At 42.4% G+C, this 21,035-nt stretch carries 18 protein-coding genes; 7 read left to right on the forward strand and 11 right to left on the reverse strand.

Going from position 1 to position 21,035, the window contains the following annotated elements; genetic code table 11:
* Nucleotides 1-180: 180 nt before the first annotated feature.
* Nucleotides 181-1,053, forward strand: a complete 873-nt coding sequence (cysE, locus tag OEG80_RS06675) for a serine O-acetyltransferase (protein ID WP_442792464.1) — start codon at nucleotides 181-183, stop codon at nucleotides 1,051-1,053.
* Nucleotides 1,054-1,114: 61 nt separating this feature from the next.
* Here the strand turns inward: cysE and OEG80_RS06680 are convergent, their stop codons facing one another.
* The 6 genes from OEG80_RS06680 to pheA all read right to left on the reverse strand — a co-directional run bounded on the left by OEG80_RS06680 (nucleotide 1,115) and on the right by pheA (nucleotide 8,149).
* Entirely contained in the window at nucleotides 1,115-1,636 is a 522-nt protein-coding gene (locus OEG80_RS06680) for a 2-amino-4-hydroxy-6-hydroxymethyldihydropteridine diphosphokinase (protein ID WP_133104264.1), read from the reverse strand.
* Nucleotides 1,626-2,048 carry a dihydroneopterin aldolase gene (folB, locus tag OEG80_RS06685; RefSeq protein ID WP_263240033.1) on the reverse strand — a complete coding sequence of 141 codons (423 nt, stop codon included), beginning with the start codon at nucleotides 2,046-2,048 and terminating at the stop codon, nucleotides 1,626-1,628. The genes OEG80_RS06680 and folB overlap by 11 nt, the downstream gene beginning before the upstream one ends.
* A gap of 50 nt (nucleotides 2,049-2,098) precedes the next feature.
* Nucleotides 2,099-3,058: an EamA family transporter RarD gene (gene rarD, locus OEG80_RS06690; RefSeq protein ID WP_133104262.1), complete on the reverse strand. Its 960-nt coding sequence runs from the start codon at nucleotides 3,056-3,058 to the stop codon at nucleotides 2,099-2,101.
* A 234-nt stretch (nucleotides 3,059-3,292) separates the two neighbouring features.
* Complete coding sequence (locus OEG80_RS06695; RefSeq protein ID WP_263240036.1) at nucleotides 3,293-5,635, reverse strand: bifunctional prephenate dehydrogenase/3-phosphoshikimate 1-carboxyvinyltransferase; 2,343 nt, start codon at nucleotides 5,633-5,635, stop codon at nucleotides 3,293-3,295.
* 49 nt (nucleotides 5,636-5,684) lie between these two features.
* Nucleotides 5,685-6,827 carry a histidinol-phosphate transaminase gene (gene hisC / locus OEG80_RS06700; RefSeq protein WP_149408367.1) on the reverse strand — a complete coding sequence of 381 codons (1,143 nt, stop codon included), beginning with the start codon at nucleotides 6,825-6,827 and terminating at the stop codon, nucleotides 5,685-5,687.
* Between the two features lie 140 nt (nucleotides 6,828-6,967).
* Nucleotides 6,968-8,149 (reverse strand): prephenate dehydratase, encoded by a 1,182-nt coding sequence (gene pheA / locus OEG80_RS06705; protein WP_011513537.1) that lies wholly within the window; start codon nucleotides 8,147-8,149, stop codon nucleotides 6,968-6,970.
* A gap of 454 nt (nucleotides 8,150-8,603) precedes the next feature.
* Here pheA and OEG80_RS06710 point away from each other — a divergent pair, with 454 nt between their 5' ends.
* Nucleotides 8,604-9,545, forward strand: coding sequence for a transaldolase (locus tag OEG80_RS06710; RefSeq protein ID WP_263240037.1), 942 nt, complete (start codon nucleotides 8,604-8,606; stop codon nucleotides 9,543-9,545).
* Nucleotides 9,546-9,730: 185 nt separating this feature from the next.
* Nucleotides 9,731-10,183, forward strand: a complete 453-nt coding sequence (locus tag OEG80_RS06715) for a hypothetical protein (RefSeq protein ID WP_020443402.1) — start codon at nucleotides 9,731-9,733, stop codon at nucleotides 10,181-10,183.
* Between the two features lie 295 nt (nucleotides 10,184-10,478).
* Here OEG80_RS06715 and OEG80_RS06720 read toward each other — a convergent pair whose 3' ends face one another.
* Nucleotides 10,479-11,048, reverse strand: coding sequence for an adenine phosphoribosyltransferase (locus tag OEG80_RS06720; protein ID WP_020443401.1), 570 nt, complete (start codon nucleotides 11,046-11,048; stop codon nucleotides 10,479-10,481).
* A gap of 338 nt (nucleotides 11,049-11,386) precedes the next feature.
* Between OEG80_RS06720 and OEG80_RS06725 the strand changes: the two genes are divergently transcribed.
* Entirely contained in the window at nucleotides 11,387-11,551 is a 165-nt protein-coding gene (locus OEG80_RS06725) for a rubredoxin (protein WP_011280463.1), read from the forward strand.
* Between the two features lie 28 nt (nucleotides 11,552-11,579).
* Complete coding sequence (locus tag OEG80_RS06730) at nucleotides 11,580-12,617, forward strand: alpha/beta fold hydrolase (protein ID WP_020443400.1); 1,038 nt, start codon at nucleotides 11,580-11,582, stop codon at nucleotides 12,615-12,617.
* A 108-nt stretch (nucleotides 12,618-12,725) separates the two neighbouring features.
* Here the strand turns inward: OEG80_RS06730 and OEG80_RS06735 are convergent, their stop codons facing one another.
* Complete coding sequence (locus OEG80_RS06735; protein ID WP_442792424.1) at nucleotides 12,726-13,883, reverse strand: WG repeat-containing protein; 1,158 nt, start codon at nucleotides 13,881-13,883, stop codon at nucleotides 12,726-12,728.
* 367 nt (nucleotides 13,884-14,250) lie between these two features.
* Here OEG80_RS06735 and OEG80_RS06740 point away from each other — a divergent pair, with 367 nt between their 5' ends.
* The gene (locus OEG80_RS06740; RefSeq protein ID WP_263240040.1) at nucleotides 14,251-15,183 is read left to right on the forward strand and encodes a DMT family transporter; all 933 of its coding nucleotides are present in this window, start codon (nucleotides 14,251-14,253) and stop codon (nucleotides 15,181-15,183) included.
* 120 nt (nucleotides 15,184-15,303) lie between these two features.
* Here the strand turns inward: OEG80_RS06740 and OEG80_RS06745 are convergent, their stop codons facing one another.
* Nucleotides 15,304-16,737: a solute carrier family 23 protein gene (locus OEG80_RS06745; RefSeq protein WP_263240042.1), complete on the reverse strand. Its 1,434-nt coding sequence runs from the start codon at nucleotides 16,735-16,737 to the stop codon at nucleotides 15,304-15,306.
* A gap of 715 nt (nucleotides 16,738-17,452) precedes the next feature.
* On the opposite strand from OEG80_RS06745, the gene OEG80_RS06750 reads away from it, so the two are divergent.
* Nucleotides 17,453-18,886 (forward strand): L-serine ammonia-lyase, encoded by a 1,434-nt coding sequence (locus OEG80_RS06750; RefSeq protein WP_263240044.1) that lies wholly within the window; start codon nucleotides 17,453-17,455, stop codon nucleotides 18,884-18,886.
* A 140-nt stretch (nucleotides 18,887-19,026) separates the two neighbouring features.
* Here OEG80_RS06750 and OEG80_RS06755 read toward each other — a convergent pair whose 3' ends face one another.
* Nucleotides 19,027-19,425: a DUF4377 domain-containing protein gene (locus OEG80_RS06755; RefSeq protein ID WP_020443396.1), complete on the reverse strand. Its 399-nt coding sequence runs from the start codon at nucleotides 19,423-19,425 to the stop codon at nucleotides 19,027-19,029.
* Between the two features lie 318 nt (nucleotides 19,426-19,743).
* Complete coding sequence (gene argJ / locus OEG80_RS06760; RefSeq protein WP_263240045.1) at nucleotides 19,744-20,967, reverse strand: bifunctional glutamate N-acetyltransferase/amino-acid acetyltransferase ArgJ; 1,224 nt, start codon at nucleotides 20,965-20,967, stop codon at nucleotides 19,744-19,746.
* Between the last annotated feature and the right edge of the window lie 68 nt (nucleotides 20,968-21,035).

The raw sequence follows: 21,035 nt of genomic DNA on the forward strand, positions 1-21,035 counted from the left end.
GAGTAATCGTCTGGAGATGAATCGCTAATTATTGGCGTTTTATCTACAGACGATTTTTTATTTAAAGTACATTGCTATATTTTTTGCTATAAAACTGCTATAACTAAAGAGATTGTAACCAAAAATACGATAGGACGATTTATGTCATTGCCAACTGCTTTATTCAAATCGCTCGTCCGCATCAAAAGAGACCTAAAAGAAGATATTGATGCGGTATTCAATCGCGACCCTGCTGCGCGTAATAGTCTAGAGGTAATCTTAACTTACCCTGGCATCCACGCGCTTATTCTACATCGCGGCGCGCATTGTCTTTGGCAAAATGAGCAAAAGCTTGCTGCTCGAGTGATTTCTTATGGCTCGCGTATCATTACTGGTATCGAGATTCATCCTGCTGCTAAGATCGGTCGTCGGTTTTTTATTGACCATGGCATGGGTATCGTCATTGGCGAGACAGCAGAGATTGGTAATGATGTGACCCTTTATCATGGCGTCACGCTTGGCGGCGTTTCTTGGAATAACGGCAAACGCCACCCTACTTTGGAAGATGGCGTCATCGTCGGTGCCGGTGCTAAAGTATTAGGACCATTCACTGTTGGTAAAGGCGCTAAAATTGGCTCAAATGCTGTCGTGGTTAAAGCAGTGCCAGCAGGCGCAACCATGGTCGGTAATGCTGCTCGTATGATATCAGAGCATCATGACGAAAAAGGCAATCCTATTACGACCAAAGTCAATGATGCCAATCAACAAGAAAAAGCAGTGCAAGCTGCTTCTACCGAGAACCCCGCAGATAAAAAAACAACGAATCACACAGCGCGCGAAACCACTTTTCAAGCTTATGGCATTGATCCCATGTCACAAGACCCTGTTGCTGAAGCCTTTGCTAAAATGCTTGAACACATTCAACAATCAGAAAATCGCTTAGATCAATTACAAACTGCCATGTGCAAAATCGATCCTAACTTTTGCAAAAAAGAATATGACAAATTGTGCTTAGAAGATTTGGACGTGATTGGCAAAAGTGACATGAATGAGATAGGTGCTGAATCGCAATAACTTTTTATTCTTGGGCTGGGTTTAATATTAAGCTCAGCTTAGAGCTTTCGTTTTACAACTGTCAACTATCTATCCCCGCTACCAATTCTTTTATCCCTGCCCTCTCATGCGCTTTAAATGGATAGCGATTTGCCATTATTATCCATTCAGAATCATTTTTTTTGCTTAGGCTATTATCTTTATCCAATTTAACAAGCAATATATCAATATCCATCGTGACTTTTTTTATTGGTGCCTGTGTTTCCGTTAAACGCTGCCGATTACAGTCACATTCAAACTGTTTGAAAATTTGCTGCAACTGTTGTAATGTCATCGGTGACATTAACAAAATATGGACACATTGATTGGTATAGTCAGGTTTTGGTAATTCTATAGTGGCAGTGAAGTCAGGATTTTGAAAGGCTGTTGACAATGTTATAGCACCAATACTTGTCAATCGCTCTCGGACACGCGGTAAGTGTATCTGCGCATCATGGTTGCTACCTAAGGCCAGTAGCACAGCTTTTACAGGCTGTGCTTGCAGCGTTTCAGGATCGCAGCTTATCAGTGATTCAAATAAATCAGCCAAGGCTTTATGCATCATCAGACAAGCTAGGATTAACTTGATTGGTAGATACGCTAGATGCGGCTTTGGCATAGCGGGTGATTTGGACACCAACTGCATCTGCTTGTTGAATAGCGGTAGGCTTAGCAATACTTAAGGAAATTTTATCGCAGCTATACTTTTCAAGCAGTTTATCAGCGATTTGCCCAGCCAGATGTTCAAGTAACTGAGCCTTAATAGCTTGGCACCACGCACTGACATCATCACAGACTTCTTTGTAATTTAGCGCATCGTTTACATCATCTGACACCGCAGCACGACTGATATCGGTTTCAAGCGCGATATCAATCAATAACGGCTGTGTAATGGCGCGCTCCCATTCATAAACGCCAATCACCGCCTCTACTTTTAAGCCTTTTACAAACACGACATCAGACTGGGTATGAAACATACAAGCATCCTTGTTAATGATATTTTTGCTATCTATTTTAGTTTGATGATTTATTTAGAAGATAATGCTTCTTCACGTAGGCGTGCTGCTTTTAGCTGCTTACTTGGGCGATGACGCCATAAATCGATACTGAATAATAGCAGACCCAGCCAAATTAAACCAAAGACTGCCAAACGATGTAAATCAAAAGGCTCATTGTAATAGAATACAGCCAAGAAGAAAATAAAGGTCGGCGTCAGATAATTCATAAAACTGAGGATACTATAAGCGACCAGCTTGGTGGATTTGTTAAACATCAATAGCGGTATCAAAGTGATAGGTCCTGCCAACATAAGCAGCCAAATAGAAGGCGTAAACCAAAAGCTGATATTACTACTCGCCACATCAGACTGCCAGAACCATGCGATAAAAATAGGCAGTAGCATTGCTGTCTCGACAAACATTGCATCGACTGCTGTCAGAGGGGTTTGGCGCTGAATGGTACCGTAAGTACTAAAGCTAAACGCCAATATTAACGATACCCACGGCAGACTACCCAGCATGACAACTTGAATAACGACTGATAATAGCGCAAAACCAATTGCCACCCATTGTAAAGTACGCAGGCGCTCTTTGAACAGTAGCATCGACAATCCTACGCCAACCAGTGGTCCAATAAAGTACCCCAAACTGGCCTCTAAAATCTGGTTGTTGTTAACCGCCCATACATAAGTGAGCCAGTTGATCGCGATGATAATACCTGACACAAAGGTATAGGCTATCCACCTCGGGTTTTTCTTTAGCGTGTCAATCCACTGCCAACGCTTGGTCACTACTAACACAACTAAAAGACAAGCAAAGGTCCAAACAATACGGTGACCAATGATTTCAGTGGCATTATAGTCCGATAATTGCTTAAAGTATAAAGGAAAAGCACCCCAGATAGAAAAAGCTATCAGCGCGGTGACAATACCACGTCTGGTCGTTTTAATGGGAGCAGCAGGTTTTTTGATGACATTTTGGGTAGTCATAAGATAGGACAACTTTTTAGAGCAAAGCGCACCCTCACCCAATTATTATCATTGATGGTAATTTGGTGTTAAGAGTACAGGGTCACTACAGATAGAATAAAAGGTAAAAAGCAATGAGTTGATACTAGAAATCGTATCAACTCATTGCTGCCGAAAACCATAATTAAAATAATAAAATTAATAGCTTATTTTATTGCTAAGCTATTATCATTGGCTCAAATTAAAGTTACTGCGTTAAGCACTCACAACGTCAATAGACATGCCAATTTGGTTGGCAAGTTCTGCAAATCCTGGGAAGCTGGTATTAACGGTTTCAACGCCTTCAATGGTAATCTGCTTAGAGGCGCGTAAGCTGGCAACCGCAAAACTCATAGCAATACGGTGGTCATGATGCGAGACAATATGTCCACCACCAAAAACCGCTTGGCTATTATTCACATCATTACTCTGACCGACCACCCCTTTACCTTCAATGATAAGACCATCTTCAGTAACGGTACAGTCAACGCCTAATGTCTGCAAGCCTTCTGCCATTACTGCAATGCGATCTGATTCTTTGACACGCAGCTCTTTTGCACCGGTCAAAACGGTACGGCCTTGGGCACAGCTGGCTGCGATAAATAATACAGGAAATTCGTCAATGGCAAGTGGTACTAGATACTCTGGTATTTCAATACCGACCAAGTTTGAGCTTCGAATAGTAATATCCGCTACTGGCTCACCGCCAACATGAGTCTCATTACTTAAGCTGATATCCGCTTGCATCAGCTTAAGAATATCAATAATGCCGGTACGCGTAGGATTGATACCGACTTGCTTCAAAGTCAACTCGCTCCCTTGGCTGATGGCGGCAGCCACCATAAAAAATGCTGCCGACGAGATATCAGCAGGTACTGCGATATTACCGCCTGTGAGCGTGCCGCCGCCTTCAACACTGATACGATTGCCATCGACCGTTACTGGATAACCAAAAGCTGAAAGCATACGCTCGGTATGATCGCGGCTAACTTCAGGTTGAGTAATGGTCGTGGTGCCTTCCGCCCAAAGTCCAGCCAGCAATAAGCAAGATTTAATCTGTGCAGAAGCAACTGGCATATCGTATTCAACCCCTTGTAGAGGTTTGCCAACACTATCTCGACCAGTAATACTCAGTGGCGCTGTACCTTTTTGACCAGTGCTTTGAATCACTGCACCCATCTCACGTAATGGTGCTGCCACACGCTCCATTGGACGCTTATTTAGGCTAGTGTCACCCGTCAATACGCTATCAAATGCTTGCGCTGCTAAGATGCCTGAAAGCAGACGCATACTGGTGCCAGAATTGCCCATATATAAAGGTGTTTTGCTTGGCTTTAAGCCATTCATACCAACGCCATGAATGGTTAAATTGCCATTATCAGGACCTTCAATGGTCACGCCCATATCGCGAAACGCTTGCAAAGTGGCAAGCGCATCTTCCCCTTCCAAAAATCCAGTCACGTTAGTTACACCAGTAGCAAGGCTACCGAGCATAATACTACGGTGAGAGATAGACTTATCCCCAGGAATGGCAATAGTACCAGAGACGGTGTTGCTTGGGGTGATATTATAAGAAGCTGACATGGCAGAAGTATCCGTATAAGGGGTGCTGGCTAACATATGGCCAAAATGTCGCCGTGCGGCTTGCGCGCGGCCCAAAAGTCCCATCAGGGCGGTTGAATCTTTATCAATGATAAGCTGACGAATATCATTTAAATAAACGCTATACTCATCAAGGGCGCTTACAATCGCGTTTTGGTTGGCAAAAAATATATCATGCCACATTTTAGGGTCGCTGGCAGCAATGCGGGTAAAATCACGAAAACCACCTGCGGCATAGCGGAAAATATCTAAATTATCATCATGGCTTGCCAGCTGTTCGACCAAATTAAAGGCGAGCAAATGCGGTAAATGACTGGTATGTGCCAATATAGAATCATGATGAGCGGCATCCATCGGCATGACGCTTGCACCCACTGCTTCCCATAACTGGCTTAGCTTGGCAATTGCTATATGGCTAGTCGTTGGGAGTTCACAGACAATAACGCTATGATTGACAAACAATGTAGCGCGGCGAGCATGATACCCTGAATTTTCGGCACCAGCAATTGGATGTGCAGGCACAAGCCCGACAGGCAATGTCTCGAACACAGTCTTGGCAGCATCAATAATATTAACTTTGGTACTGCATACATCGGTAATAATACAATCAATAGCAAGTAGACCACTATCCATTGCATTTTTGATATCTATAAATACCGCTTGTGCCGCTTGTACTGGTACCGCAATCACTATCAAGTCACTATTAGATATCACGTCATTAAGTACTGAGCTACCAGCGTCTAGTAAGCCATGTTGAATAGCTTCCTCTAGACTTGGCTCGTGTCTATCGACTGCAACGATACGCTCAGCTAAACCATTGTCTTTAATCGCTTGCGCAAGACTTGCACCAATCAAACCCAAACCTATCACACACACTTGCTGGAATAGCGGCTGCGTAGAGGATGGAGTCAGTTTAGTTGCTGCTTGAATATTTACGGCGTGATTTATTTTTTGCATATTGTTTTAATTATTAGGTTGCTTATTAAATTACTTATTAGTTATTGACTTAATCATCGGTCAAAATAGAGCGCAAAGTATCAATCAGACGCATATTATCTTCTGCGACCCCTACACTAATACGCAGCCAATTATGCAAACCATAAACCTCTAGCTGTCGCACAATAACGCCTTGCTCAAGCAATGCCTGATAAATAACAGCAGCGTTTGTATCTTCCATTTCAACTTCGATTTCGACCATAATAAAGTTGGCATGTGACTTTATAAAGCCCAGTCCCAGTGCATCAAACTGCTTTTCCAACCAGCGCATCTGCTCGTTATTCATCAGACGAGTTTTTTCAATAAAGTCTTGATCCGCAAGTGCCGCTGCCGCTGCCGCCAGTCCAATGCGGCTCACATTAAATGGCTGACGAATGCGATTGAGTAAATCTGCCACAGCTACCGAGCTTAACGCATAGCCAACACGCAGACCTGCCAGCCCATAGGCTTTAGAAAAGGTGCGAACAATAACCACATTATCAAATTCATCTAACAGCGCCCGATTATTGCTCTCAGGGCTATATTCAATATAAGCTTCATCTAACACCACCAGTACTGAGCTTGGCACACTAGCGACAAACTCTCTTAGCTCAGCATGTTCAAGCTGTGTACCGGTTGGATTGTTCGGATTGGCAATAAAGACGATTTTGGTATTAGAGTTATCCTGAACCGCTTGGCTCATGGCTTTTAGGTCATGACCAAAGCGCTGAGCAGGCACTTCAACATCCATAGCACCCTGCATTTTAGCGAGCATTGAATAGACCACAAAGGCATACTGGCTATAAACGATTGCATCATCTGCACCTACAAAACTACGCGCCAAGATATCGAGCAAATCATCAGAGCCATTGCCCAAAGTAATTTGATCAACATTGACATCATTAAAATCAGCCAATGCTTGCTTTAGATAATAACCATTGCCATCAGGATAACGTGACAGCTGACCTAGCTGTTCAGTAATCGCTAGCGTAACGTGCGGTGAGCAGCCTATCGGATTCTCATTACTGGCAATTTTTACCACATCTGAGACGCCATACTCTCGCGTTAGCTCTTCAATAGGCTTGCCGGTTTGATACGGTGTCAACGCCAAAACACTCTCGTAAGCAGGTACGAGCGGTAATAAATTTGACTCTGTCGATTGCGCAGACTGCATGATTAATCCTTAGATGTGATAACGCACCTATCATTGGCTAAGCCCATTAATGTCACTGGTGACCGCTATTTATGACAAGGCAATTTATAAACGCTTGCGGCTAATACTAATAAAACAATAACCCATAGAAACCAGTAAATTTATAGTACTGCTTTTGGATAAGAGCCTAAGACACGTAAGTCTTTGACCAATGGACGAATATCAGCGATAGCAGCGCTCACATTTGGGTCTTCAATGTGCCCATTCATATCAATAAAGAAGACGTAAGCCCATTTATTAGGACGCTCAGGCCGCGTTTCAATGCTGGTCATAGACACGCCATGATAAGACAAAGGCTTTAATATTTCGATCAGAGCGCCCGCTTTGTCATGCGCTGAAACCATAATTGAGGTTTTATCTTGACCTGATGGTGCAATTGCTTCATGACCAATAATCAAGAAACGGGTCGTATTGCTTGGATTGTCTTCGATATTTGAATAAAGCTTATGCAAATCATATTCTGCTGCTGCCACGTCACCCGCAATCGCTGCCGAGTGCCACTCGTTCTTCAAGCGACGTGCCGCTTCACCATTACTCGATACCGCAACACGCTCGACATTGGGATAATTCACATCAAGCCAATGCCGACACTGCGCCAATGATTGCTGGTGCGAGTAAATACGGCTTAACCCATCAAGTTTGGTATGTTCAGCGACCAAAAAGTTTTGATGAATCGGCAGCTCGACTTCACCGATTATTTTTAATGTAGAAGATAAAAAGCCATCTAGCGTATGGTTGACTACGCCTTCAGATGAGTTTTCAACGGGCACGACGCCATACATTGCGGTGCCCGCTTCGACTTCACGAAACACATCAGTAATGGTATTCAGCGGTACAGTATCCGCCGCTTTACCAAAGTGCTTTAATGCAGCCGCATGAGTAAAAGTGCCCAGTGGACCCAAAAACGCAATGCGCTGCGGCGCTTCTAAATCAAGGCATACCGACATAATCTCTCGAAACAAGCGTGCCATTTTTTCATCGGCAATAGGTCCTTCATTACGCTCCATGACAGCTTTTAGCACTTGCGCCTCACGCTCTGGACGATAAAAGATAGGGTTGGCATTTTCAGCAGCAGAATCATTGGCAATGTGGTTCTTTTTGACGCTCGCCACTTGCTGAGCCAATTTGGCACGATTGTTAATCAGCGTCTGAATTTCGCAGTCTACCGCATCGATACTGCCGCGTAATGTATTCAAAAACTCTTTATCCGTTGCGGTAGTACTAATGCTTGCGGTGGTTTGGTTTAGATTATCATTGTTTTGTTCTGGTGACTGCTCACTCATTACCGCCCATCCTTTTTTAGATTTTATGACTGTTAGGTATAACTACTTGTCAATGATGACCATAAATACTTCGTTAAAAGACATGAAGATTTTTTAAAGGACATAAATATTTTTGCTATTTGTTGCTCTTATATCACCAATTTATCATTATTGGTTTTTTGAAGCAGCGCTATGTTCTTAGTAAAGTTCGTAGTATTCGTAAAGCTCAACCACTGACCGGCTCTACTATAACAAAAACTATGGACAGTGCCCATTCGTAAATGAACGTAAAGTGGCAAATCGCTATAAATCTTAGCATAGTTAAGAGATATACGGGCTTAGCCTGCTAAAACTATCAGGTAACATGTGCCTAAATCTATGTTACAGTTTAAAAGGACAGAGGATTTTATCCATAATAGACCACAACCATCCATAAGAAAATAACACCATTAATGAATAATACCAAGGATATCTGATGAGCGCATTACAACAGCTTCGCACTATGACTACCATTGTCGCTGATACAGGCGATCTTGCCGCCATTGAGCGTCTAAAACCTATCGATGCGACCACCAATCCAAGTCTAATTACCAAAGCACTGATCCATCCTGATAATGAAGCGGTATTATCAGAAACCATGAGCCGCCATCGAGATGATATCGATGCGGTAATTGATGAGCTAACCATTCAAATCGGCTGTAATATTTTATCTTCAATTGAAGGACGTGTCTCAACTGAGGTCGATGCTCGCTTGTCCTATGACACACAAGCGACCATTGATAAGGCATTGGCATTCATGGAAGCCTATCAAAAAGCAGGTATCGACTCAGAGCGTGTGTTGATTAAGATGGCAGCGACTTGGCAAGGTATTGAGGCGGCACGCTACCTTGAAACTCAAGGTATACACTGCAATCTCACCTTGCTCTTTGGGCAACATCAAGCCATCGCTTGTGCCGATGCTGGTGTGACCTTGATATCCCCTTTTGTTGGACGTATTTTGGATTGGCAAAAACGCCAGCAAAACCGTCAAAACATACCTGTCTCTGATGACATGGGCGTACAATCGGTTAAGCTCATTTATCAATACTACAAGCAGCATGGCTATAAAACGCAGGTAATGGGCGCAAGTTTCCGCTCAACTGAGCAAATATTAGCGCTGGCAGGCTGTGATTTATTGACCATTGCACCTGACCTCATTGATGAGCTAGCAGCAATGGATATTGAGGTTACACGTCAATTATCAGAAAGCATGTCGATGGACATGACAGATATGACGCGAGTGAGCTTAAGCGCTGAAGAATTCAGTAGCGCCTATCAACAAGACACCATTACTCAAGATCTTTTACCAAAAGGCATTGACGGCTTTATCGGTGCGCGTGATGAGCTTGCTCATATGCTAGCGAGTATGCGCAGCTAAGCTGCATATATGATTAATATGGGCGTATAACCAAGTCTATCTGGCTTGAGAGTTACTTACTAAAGCACTATAAAACAGTGGAAATATTACATAGGTATACGCAGCAGGTAATAAAAGAAATTTGCCTGCTCATAGTAAGTTGGCTATTATGAGCGACCTAAAATGACTACAAGCAAGGCTTAATTATGAAACGGCTAGCAGTGATATTAGCAAGCAGTACGCTTGCGATTGGTGCTCATGCAGTAAACTGGTCGAAAGTAACAGAAAGTCAGACCGGTTCCATTTTTAGCTTAGATTTGGATTCTATCGAACGCTCTGACATCAATATCCTTGATGAAAAGCGGGTCGAAAATATTACCGTCTCCATTCGTAGAACCTACCCTGCATTAAAAAGTACAACGAGTGATAGTAAAGAAAGCGGTATTCATCATAGCGACCAGCAATGGCTTATCTCTTGTAAGGACGCCAGCTATTACAGACGGGCATACGTTTATTATACCGCTGACGACAAAGTAATAAAGTCTTGGCAATCAGAAAAACCCCTCCTGACTACCAAAGATTTCAAAATTACTGCCCCAAAAACTGTCAGTCGTATACTAGTCGAGCAAGCTTGTAAAAATTACGAGCAAGCCAAATAGCACACGTAACATACAAGCAGTCTAAAAAACCCTGATTAAAAAAGCGCGCTGAATAGGTTCAGCGCGCTTTTTTAGATTGCTTTAATCATATCATCTCAAAGCCATAGAAAACTGGCTCTTATCGCATTTTACTTATAGTTAAGATACCCTAAAAACGCTACGATACTGCTGATATAAATTTTTTGCAGCCTCTGTCTGCGTAGGCACAGCAAGCAAGAAAAATTAATACCAGCAGTACATAATGTATCGATATTACTTTTTATTTTTACCGACTATAAGTAAAGCTGCCAGTCATTTACGCCTTCAATACCGTATAAACAGGCACTGGAAAATCGCCATGTAAATCCACCAAATCTAATAAGACTAATGCACCAACGACCGTATGATCTGCTGATTGACATAGCTCATAAGCAGTGGTCAGTGTGCCGCCCGTTGCCAAGATATCATCAACCAATAGCACGCGCTCTGGTGGCAGATTGTTTTGCATCTCAAGGGTATCTTTACCGTACTCTAACGCGTAGGCTTTATTGGCAACAGGCGGTGGTAACTTGCCGGGTTTACGTAGCAAAATCATACCTTTACCCAGACGTCCTGCCAGCAAACTTGCAAACACGAATCCACGGGCTTCAACAGCACCCAAACAATCCACCTCATCCATTATGCCTTCAGGTAGGACAGACAGCAGTGCATCAATGACTTCATTAATGTGACTGCGTAGTAACGGTGTAATATCATAAAAATCAATGCCGACTTTAGGGAAGTCTGGTACTGTGCGAATGATGTTCCAAAATGGATGATCGGTATTGAGCGTATTCGATGACTCGATTGCGGTATCAACTGCTGTAACAGCGGTGTTTGCGCTCATAATAACCCTTAACGTCTATAACCTAGATAATGATGTAACAATAGCAAATAATCTATGCATCAGAAAATTAACGGCGGTTATTATAGCATAATTGCCTTTAATATTGCGCGGCAATGGGGAAAACACCACTTATTAAGTCAATAAAATCAGGCATAGTGACTTGATAAACGTTTATCAATCTCAATATACAAGTGTAAACTTAACTATGAAAACAACGGTTATATGCTAAACTAGCTGCGTTTTTACAGTCTAAATATTGACGGTAATCATTCTTGATGTGCCATCAATATCACCTTAAAAACGTATAGTAACACTGGTAATAATCGATAGGACTCTTTATGAAACGTTATGAATGTATTGTCTGCGGCTGGATATATGATGAAGCACTGGGCTGCCCTGAAGAAGGTATCGCACCGGGCACCAAATGGGATGATATCCCTGATGATTGGACATGCCCAGAATGCGGCGTTGGCAAGCTTGATTTTGAGATGCTAGAACTTTAAGCCAATGACCTTTTAGATAGGACCGTTCATGACAGAAAAAAACAACATTGATAATGCTGCTAAATTGCCTGATTCATTGGATAGCAGCTCAAGTTACCCGACGCCTGAATGGCAAAAATTTGGTGAGCACCTGTGGGGCGCATCAGACCTCAGTGAGCATCTTTATCAAGCCATGATAGATATCGGCGACGGTATTGAGCTGTGTGTTGAAGCTGGTGGTAATCCTAATCATCCGCCACTGCTTATGATTATGGGACTTGGCTCGCAAATGATATTTTGGCCAAATCATTTTATTAAGCGCCTTATTGATGCTGGTTTTTTTGTGATTCGTTTTGACAATCGTGATATCGGTTTGTCCTCTAAAGTACAAATCGATGGTCTACCGCGTATTAGTCAGCTTAAAATGATGATGCGCCTGCAAACGGGACTGTCTAATAAAGGTGCACAGGTTGCCTACAATTTAACCGACATGGCAGAAGATACGGCGCGTTTAATCAAGGCTTTGCAGCTTGGCAAAACACATTTGCTGGGTGCTTCTATGGGTGGCATGATTGCCCAAATCGTAGCGGCACGTTATCCAAGCCTAGTACAGCGGATGGCATTGATGTTTACCACCACCAACCGTGCCTTTTTAAAACCACCAAAGCCTAGACAGCTATATACGCTGATTAATCGTCCTGAGAGCCACTCTGAGCGTGATATCGTGCGCCATAGCGTTTGGTTTATGAAGACTGTTGGTACGCCAGGGCATGTAAATGTGCGCATGGTACGTGATATTGCCAAGATACGGTATCAGCGTAACTTTCATCCGCTCGGTACGGTGCAGCAGCTCAATGCTATCTTGGCATCAGGTTCTATCAGTCGATTTAGCAAACAAGTCAAAGCACCTACTATCGTATTACATGGCAGCGCTGATGGCTTAATTCCTGCCTCACAAGGTCGCGTGGTTGCCAAAACCATCCCTAATGCCAAATTTCATTTGATTGAAGGCATGGCGCACGATATTCCTGAGTACTACCAGCCATATATGGTTGATTTAATTAGCAATCACTTATTAGAAAAATAGTTTTAATGAGTTAGCCTGTGAATTTTTCCGGCTACAAAAAAGAGCCTATAGCAATCATGAATCGCTATAGGCTCTTTTTTTGGTCAAAATAAAATATGCTGTTAGGATTTAATCACAGGCGACAGCCGCGCCTTCTTTGTCAATACACATCTTAGTGCCGTTTTCTAAGCTGCCAATCCAAGCCTTATCCGTTACAAATACAAAAGAAGGTTTGTCCTTATAGCGGCTATCAAGACTGAGGCTCTTATTATTGGAATCATTAAAGTTATTAGAGCCGTCAAAATCCTTAAAGTTAAAAGGAATCACAAGCTCGCCGCCAAGATTGATAAAGCCCCACTCTGCATCAATGCGCACGCCCGCTAGCCCTTCCGAGAATGGACGTACTTCGTCGAAAGAATACGTAATCATAGTGACATTATTATCATCAACAAATCCCCATCTACCGTCTTGTTGACGCGGCTGCAGCGAGGTAAAGCGATTAATTGGTATGGAGGCTGAATTTTTCTGTGTGCTATTTGCGCGAGCACTAGGTGTAACTTCTGATTTACTGGCAGCGGGTCGGTCATTTGCACGGCTGTTTTTGGCACTCTTACCGTCATTACTTTTACTATTATCTTTTTTGACACCAGCATTTTGAGTATTAGTACTTTGAGTATTGGCGTTCTTAATATTGCCCTCTTTATCAAGCCAGCTTATCGCTTTGTTTTTACGTACACGAGCCATACCGCCTCGGTAGTCATCAATATCACTAATCGCTGCTGAAAATGGAACAATAGTCCTATTTGCCGTATCGATGACGCCATAGTGACCGCCCTGCTTGACCACGATACGCCCTTCAGATACCGGACGCGCCCAACCTTGACCGTCATTTATCACATCATACATTACAGGAATCACTTCACGACCTTGCATATTCAGATAACCGACATGACTATTACGCATGACAGGCAATAGACCTGCTGATATTTTATCTGTATCCACTTTTTGATAGCGCGTTAAGTCAACAAGGCTTTTACCTTGCTTATCGATAAGGGCGACCGGTGCGCCAAAGTCTTTCACCGCTAAAAAATAACCACTACTCGCCGTACAAGAGACGTTCTTATAATAACTCTTAGGAATTTTACAGCTGGCAGCTTGCGCGCTTGGTATGACAAATAACGCGGTTGTTAACATACCAATTGTCAGAGCACAGCGCTTTATTAGGGATGACTGATCTTTAGATGTCGTTAATGACAGTGATCGTTTTGATAAGGTACGTTGGAACATAAGCAAACCTAAGCTAAAGTAATGATGGCGGTTGAGGCAATTTAAATGAGATATTTTAAGGGTATTAGTTTTTTAAGCTGATGATATTACAATATAAAAGTAGAAATGAGGGTAACAAATCGCAGTAAAAACGCCAATGATATTCCTGTAAGTATATTAATAGGCAGTAACTTGTCTTTATACTTTAGATGAAACCTTAGAAAGTTCATATTCTCTAAAGTCATAAAATACTACTATAAAATAAAAATAAATAATATCAAACCATTTCAATTTTAGCTCAAAACATCGACAATACGGCTTGTGGTAAAGATGATGTCTTTAGTACGCAATAATTGAAATAAAAGTTGTCATGATATAAGGATAATATATGGCTATTGCCTCTTCACGCTCCGCTGCTACTGGCTTGCTCATTGGCTGTGTGATCTTTGGTTTGGGCAGTTTAATCGTCGCTCATGTTGACATCGGTGGCTGGGCAATGGCTTTTTGGCGCTTGGCTATTTCAGGCGTGGTGTTTGCGGTATTAGCAAAAATGACAGGGCAACGGCTACCGCGCTCAAAACGTGCTGTTTTTTATGGCTTATTATCGGGTGCATTTTTAGGTTTGGATTTGGCACTGTGGCACGAGAGTATCTATGCGGTGGGTCCCGGCATTTCAACCTTACTAAACAGCTTACAGATTTTCTTTTTGGCAGCCATTGGCTTTCTATACTTTAACGAGCGCCAATCTATATTACAGCTTGTCAGCTTGGTCTTGGCAATGTTGGGTGTGGCAATGATCGGTAGCCCAGAATTTGCCCAGAATAAGGCTGCTACTTGGGGATTTATTACTGGTATCGTGTCAGGGGCTATGCTCGCAGCATCAATGACCTTTATACGTAAGACCCATGATACTGAGCCGACGCCGATATTCATGCTTATGCAGCTGATTAGTATTGGGGGCGGACTGGCAATGATTGTGCCAATGTTTGTCTTTGATATGGGTAATATACTGCCTAATAGCTGGTCTGATATTGGCTGGATATTGATTTATGGTACGGTCATGCAGTGCCTAGCGTGGGGGCTTATCGCCTACTCTATTCCCAAGCTGTCTTTAGCATTAACTGGATTGCTATTATTGACCGAGCCGGTTGCGGCGTTGGTAATTGATTATACTTGGCTTGATAAGCCCATCAATACCCTACAATGGAGCGGTGCGTTACTCACGATGTTTGCCATTTATTTGGGTTCGTTAAAGCCTAAACCACGCGCCCTACGCCATTATCGGTTTTTTGCACGGTTTTATAAGCGTGATTATAAGTAAAGCTCGTATAGAATAAAAACGATCATAAACAAGCGCCATAATAGATAAAAGCCACAATGATTATTGTGGCTTTTGCTTATCAATATAGTGAATTATTTGAAGCTTAAGATAGTAAAAAAGTTAGTCTTTTTGGCGATTAAATAGAGCGTTAAGCACAATTGCTGTTAAGGTAGCCGTACCGATGCCACCCAAATCAAAGCCGCCTAGATGCAAGCTAAAGTTACCGGTTCCCATGATCACAGTGACTGCTGCGATGATCAGATTGCTGTTTTTACTAAAGTCGATATGGTTGTCTATCCAAATTTTCGCACCAGCGATAGCAATCAAACCAAAAACTACGATAGAAGCACCGCCCAATAATGCTGGCGGAATGGTTTGAATAATCGCACCAAATTTCGGTGACAAGCCCAGCATGATAGCAACCAAACCTGCTACGACAAAAATAGTCGTACTATATACTTTGGTGACCGCCATCACGCCGATATTTTCAGCATAAGTCGTGACACCTGTACCGCCAAATCCTGCTGAGAAAGTCGTTGCTAAACCATCAGCAAAAAACGCGCGACCCATATAAGGCGTTACTCGTGCTTTAGTCATGCCTTCTACCGCTTTAAAATGTCCCAAATTTTCAGCAACTAAAATAAAGGCGACAGGGGCAATTAATATAATGGCGCTCATCTCAAAACGCGGCGCATGAATACTTGGCAGACCAAACCATGAAGCCGTCGACACACTGCTAAAATCAATCGGCACGCCATAGCCCAATACATTGGTCATCACAAAATAAGCAATATAAGACAATATTAAGCCAACTAATAACAGCAAACGACGTAGCATGCCGCGGGTAAATACCGCTACCCCACTGATAAGCAATACCGTTAACGTGGCCATCCATGCATCAAATTGGTTGGCAGACACCCCTTGAATGGTTACGGGCGCTAAATTAAGACCAATAATCATTACAATCGCACCGGTAACAATCGGTGGCATCAAGCGCTCAATCCAGCCTGTACCCGTCTTCATGACCAACAGACCTATCAATGCATAAATAATACCGCAGGCCATAATGCCGCCCAATGCAACATTCAGATTAGCATTAAACCCTACGCCAGCATATGCCGTCACGGCAATCACGGGACCAATAAAAGCAAAACTCGACCCCAAATAACTTGGCATACGTCCACCGGTAATCACAAAAAACATCACCGTACAAATACCAGACATCAAAATAGCTAAGTTAGGGTCAAAGCCCATTAATAATGGCGCAAGCACTGTCGCCCCAAACATCGCAAAGGTATGTTGTATACCCAGTAGCATGCTTTTTGAGGGCGGTAAATACTCATTAATACCAACCGGATCACGATCCAAATCACCGCCATATGGACGCCATTTTGGAAACCAGCGACCATTATCAAAGTCTGGATTGTACGGTAAGTTCATTGTCGCCGAGCCAGTTGCAACATCAATACCTGCTGCTTCTAGTGCATTTGGCGTTGATGGTTCTTTCTGACTATGCGGCGTTGATTGAGACGAGTTTTCTGGAGGGGTTATCATGCGTGATTGTCCTATAGGCTTAAGCTAATAATAACAGACTGGTAATAACTCACTAATGATACAGGCTAATAGTAGCTCGAATAAATAAAGAGATAACAAATAACGGTATTTACTATAAGTGCTGTTATAAATAGTGGCTATTATATGAGATAGCTATCTATACAATAAAAAGTTAATGGAAAAATAGTGAAATCTAGCTCTTACTAACTACAGATTCTTGTATAAATACAGAGCTATTTTTAATATTTTTAACAAACTGTCTCTCTTGCTTAATCTTAATATCTCGCAAGAACATACTTTTTATTTCTATGTTTTTCTACACTATTTTTCTATCTCCAATCAGCTGTTTGGAAATATCATAATAATAGGTATTATTTTAGAGTATTACCACATTTTGCTAGCTGTATTGACTAAGATATGCTTTACTAAATTCAACGCTTTGGCTGCTCATACCGTGTATTCTATAGCGACAGCTAACTTACAGGATGTTACATAAGCGTTGATGCCGAGCATCATAACGGAATTTAATAATAAACAACAGCTATTATTCACCCGTCACTCGAACGAACACGTTTAAACATTCTCATAGACAATGCACTAAATTTATCGATGATCGATACTTATTATCTATTGTTGCCCGTTATAATTTTATATGGGCGCAGTAGTCTTTGCTATGCGGTTTTTCTGAATCCCTTTTATTTTTTGGTAACTTATTATGATTAGTGTCTTTGATTTATTCAAAATCGGCGTTGGCCCATCAAGCTCTCATACAGTTGGTCCTATGATAGCGGCTAACTTGTTTGTACAGTCACTCCTAAAGCAAACCAATCTGAGCGACATCCAGTCTTTAGAGATTGAGTTATATGGCTCGCTTGCGGCAACTGGTAAAGGACATGCTACAGATACTGCCATATTACTGGGCTTACTTGGTCATGCACCTAGCACCATCGATACGCGTTTGACCAGTGAATATCTAGCACCGATCTTTTCAGACAATCAACTCAATATCGCAGGCGAGCACGTTATTGCTTTTGATACAGAGCGTGATATTCACTGGTATGATGAGACGGTTCTACCTTATCATCCGAATGCTATGACTATTCGTGTGTCTTTAGCGAATGGCAGCCATTATCAGCAGACTTATTATTCCGTAGGAGGTGGATTTGTTATCAATGAAGAAAATGCGACCAATCCTGATGAAGATAATGCAACGCCGACTATCGATGTTATTCCTTATCCTTTTAATAGCGCCGCAGAGCTATTAGAACAATGCCGTAAACATCACTTGAGCGTGAGCGAGCTGGTATTAGCAAACGAATGCCATTACCGTGAGCAGGCAGAAGTATTTGCGTATTTAGATTCTATTTGGGAGTCGATGCAGGATTGTGTGACCCGTGGCTGCCAAAACAGCGGTATTCTACCGGGTGGCTTAGATGTAAGACGCCGCGCTCAAGCACTATATGTGCAACTATGTGCTGAAAAAGACCAGCCGATTGCGCAAAATGACAAACTGGTTGCGATGGATTGGATTGATTTATACGCTTTAGCAGTCAATGAAGAAAACGCCAATGGCGGCAATGTGGTCACTGCTCCTACCAACGGCGCCGCAGGTATCATTCCTGCAGTGATGCATTATTATCGCGATTTTTTATCAAACTATAGCCTTGATGGCGCGCGCAAGTTTTTGTTAAATGCCACAGCAATTGGCAGCTTAATCAAACAAAACGCTTCAATATCGGGTGCTGAAGTGGGCTGTCAAGGTGAAGTAGGTTCAGCTTGTGCAATGGCGGCGTCTGCATTGGCAGAAATCCTAGGCGGAGATCCTGCTAAATGTCTTAATGCTGCTGAGATTGGTATCGAGCATAACTTGGGTCTGACCTGTGATCCTGTTGGTGGCTTAGTCCAAGTCCCTTGTATCGAGCGCAATGCGATGGGCGCAGTCAAAGCCGTCAATGCAGCACGACTTGCCTGTCGTGGTAATGGTCAACATTTTGTCTCTTTAGACAAAGTCATTGAAACTATGAAAGTTACTGGCGCTGACATGTTAGATAAATACAAAGAAACTTCTCGCGGTGGATTGGCAGTATATGCTGACAACCGTATACCGACTGCCACTCATGGCGTCAGTGTGAAATACAGCCAATGCTAATGATTGGGCAGCTTATAACTCAATAGAACATATAAATCCTATTATAAAAAAGACCTCTAATCATTAGAGGTCTTTTTTTGAGCTAACTACTATTGAACTAACGGTAGTGCTATTTATTCCAAAAGCTACTTAATAAGCAATTATTCCGCTTTTTTTGACACTACTTGGTTCAGTATCCAAACTGGCTTGACTGCATTCGTTACTTCATCCATCATCGCTTCTTGGCGAACGTCCAAAACATAACGATAATTTGGCTCATACGTAAAGCCTTGAATATTACCATTTAAAGGGGTGTAGTTTTTCTGATACGTTTGGCGATACTGCAAGCACTCTGACTCAATCATGGCACCATTAGAAGCTTGTAGCTCACAAACTGCTTTCAGTGGGGCTATCTCTATTTTAAAACTTGGAATGTTAATGACTTTTACCACTGCCGGTTCACCTTCAACGACCATGGTACGCGTATCGTCAGTTGCCATGGTTGAACAACCTGATAAAACAAACGTTGCCATCACTGCTGCTAATGCTAACTTTTTCATTATAAAATCCTCAATGTATTCATAGTTTTATTTGTTTGAACTCGATTTATTCATTTTAGAATAAACGGTTTTTCGATATCACTTAATCATTTATTATTAACTTGACCAGTATAGGGCGCAAAGTAACTTCGCCTCTACAACTGCTTTGTAACTTAACGTCAGCTTTTGCAACGGTTGTTAATCAACAGTAAATAAATATTTTTGATATTACCGACAAATACATCTTACTTTCAGTGATATCAGTTTAAAACACTAAATAAAAAACGCTCAGAATCATGATGATTCTGAGCATTCTTTATAATTAAGTATTAAGGTTTTTTAGCTACGATAGTCCGCATTTATTTTGACATAGTCGTAAGATAAATCGCAGGTATAAACGGTGTCATGGGCATCACCGCGTGCAAGATCGATATGAATGGTAATCTCAGGGCGACTCATGACCATCTTGCCCGCCTCTTCCGTATAGTTTGGCGCGACACCACCATTTTGACAAATCCTAACTTCGTCTAAGTAGACATCGACTTGTTCGGTATCAAGGTCTTCAATCCCAGCATAACCGACGGCTGCTAATATACGACCCCAATTGGCATCACTGGCAAAAAACGCCGTCTTGACCAAGGGTGAATGCGCAACCGCATATGCCACATCGCAGCATTCTTGCGTGGTTTTGCCACCTGTGACTTTTACCGTCATAAATTTAGTAGCGCCTTCACCATCACGTACGATCAGTTGTGCCAAACGTATAAAGACTTCAGCTAACGCATCAAACATTGGCTGATAATGTGGGTGCTCAGGGCTATCAATGATATCTGAGCTCGCAGCACCTGTCGCTATCAGTACACAACAATCATTGGTCGAGGTATCACCATCAACCGTAATACGGTTAAAAGACTGCTCATTGATAGCACTTAACATCTCTTGTAATAAGTCAGCAGCAATATTGGCATCGGTTGCAACATAGCCAAGCATGGTTGCCATATTGGGACGTATCATGCCTGAGCCTTTTGACATCCCCGTAATATGATAACTACTACCATCAACATCGATTTTTTTACTCGCGAGCTTTGGAATCGTATCCGTTGTACGGATACCATTTGCAGCAGCAAGCCAATTATCAGGCGCTAGATTGGCTAATGCGTTGTCTAGTCCTGCGATAATTGCCTCACTATTTAATGACTCCCCAATAACACCCGTCGAAAATGGCAATACAGTATCACTAGCCACGCCAGCTTTAGCAGCCAATGCCGCACAAATATCTGTGGCGCGGCGTTTGCCATCAGCACCGGTTCCAGCATTAGCATTACCAGTATTGGTCACCAAATAGCGCGGAGAAGCTGCAGCAAAGTGTTCACGTAATACGCGCACAGGCGCAGCGCAAAATGTATTTTTGGTCGTTACCACTGCAGTGGCAGCATCAGCTGCGATCTCAATAATTACCAAATCATCACGATCTTTATAACGTACGCCTGCTGCGGTAGCGCTTAATTTAATGCCTTCAATAGGATAAATCGTCTCAGGTACTGCAACATTGCCAACTGCCATCATTCACTCCTTAATTATTGATATTGGTATATTTTTATTGATTGTAAAGCCTTAGTCGTAATGGTAAA

Source organism: Psychrobacter sp. SC65A.3 (assembly GCF_025642195.1).
Taxonomy (GTDB): Bacteria; Pseudomonadota; Gammaproteobacteria; order Pseudomonadales; family Moraxellaceae; genus Psychrobacter; species Psychrobacter cryohalolentis.

Coding starts and splice junctions, on each gene's coding strand:
- OEG80_RS06680 (WP_133104264.1), bottom strand. CDS start 1,636: ATGATGCATAAAGCCTTGGCTGATTTATTTGAATCACTGATAAGCTGC.
- folB (WP_263240033.1), bottom strand. CDS start 2,048: ATGTTTCATACCCAGTCTGATGTCGTGTTTGTAAAAGGCTTAAAAGTA.
- rarD (WP_133104262.1), bottom strand. CDS start 3,058: ATGACTACCCAAAATGTCATCAAAAAACCTGCTGCTCCCATTAAAACG.
- OEG80_RS06695 (WP_263240036.1), bottom strand. CDS start 5,635: ATGCAAAAAATAAATCACGCCGTAAATATTCAAGCAGCAACTAAACTG.
- hisC (WP_149408367.1), bottom strand. CDS start 6,827: ATGCAGTCTGCGCAATCGACAGAGTCAAATTTATTACCGCTCGTACCT.
- pheA (WP_011513537.1), bottom strand. CDS start 8,149: ATGAGTGAGCAGTCACCAGAACAAAACAATGATAATCTAAACCAAACC.
- OEG80_RS06710 (WP_263240037.1), top strand. CDS start 8,604: ATGAGCGCATTACAACAGCTTCGCACTATGACTACCATTGTCGCTGAT.
- OEG80_RS06715 (WP_020443402.1), top strand. CDS start 9,731: ATGAAACGGCTAGCAGTGATATTAGCAAGCAGTACGCTTGCGATTGGT.
- OEG80_RS06720 (WP_020443401.1), bottom strand. CDS start 11,048: ATGAGCGCAAACACCGCTGTTACAGCAGTTGATACCGCAATCGAGTCA.
- OEG80_RS06725 (WP_011280463.1), top strand. CDS start 11,387: ATGAAACGTTATGAATGTATTGTCTGCGGCTGGATATATGATGAAGCA.
- OEG80_RS06730 (WP_020443400.1), top strand. CDS start 11,580: ATGACAGAAAAAAACAACATTGATAATGCTGCTAAATTGCCTGATTCA.
- OEG80_RS06735 (WP_442792424.1), bottom strand. CDS start 13,883: ATGTTCCAACGTACCTTATCAAAACGATCACTGTCATTAACGACATCT.
- OEG80_RS06740 (WP_263240040.1), top strand. CDS start 14,251: ATGGCTATTGCCTCTTCACGCTCCGCTGCTACTGGCTTGCTCATTGGC.
- OEG80_RS06745 (WP_263240042.1), bottom strand. CDS start 16,737: ATGATAACCCCTCCAGAAAACTCGTCTCAATCAACGCCGCATAGTCAG.
- OEG80_RS06750 (WP_263240044.1), top strand. CDS start 17,453: ATGATTAGTGTCTTTGATTTATTCAAAATCGGCGTTGGCCCATCAAGC.
- OEG80_RS06755 (WP_020443396.1), bottom strand. CDS start 19,425: ATGAAAAAGTTAGCATTAGCAGCAGTGATGGCAACGTTTGTTTTATCA.
- argJ (WP_263240045.1), bottom strand. CDS start 20,967: ATGGCAGTTGGCAATGTTGCAGTACCTGAGACGATTTATCCTATTGAA.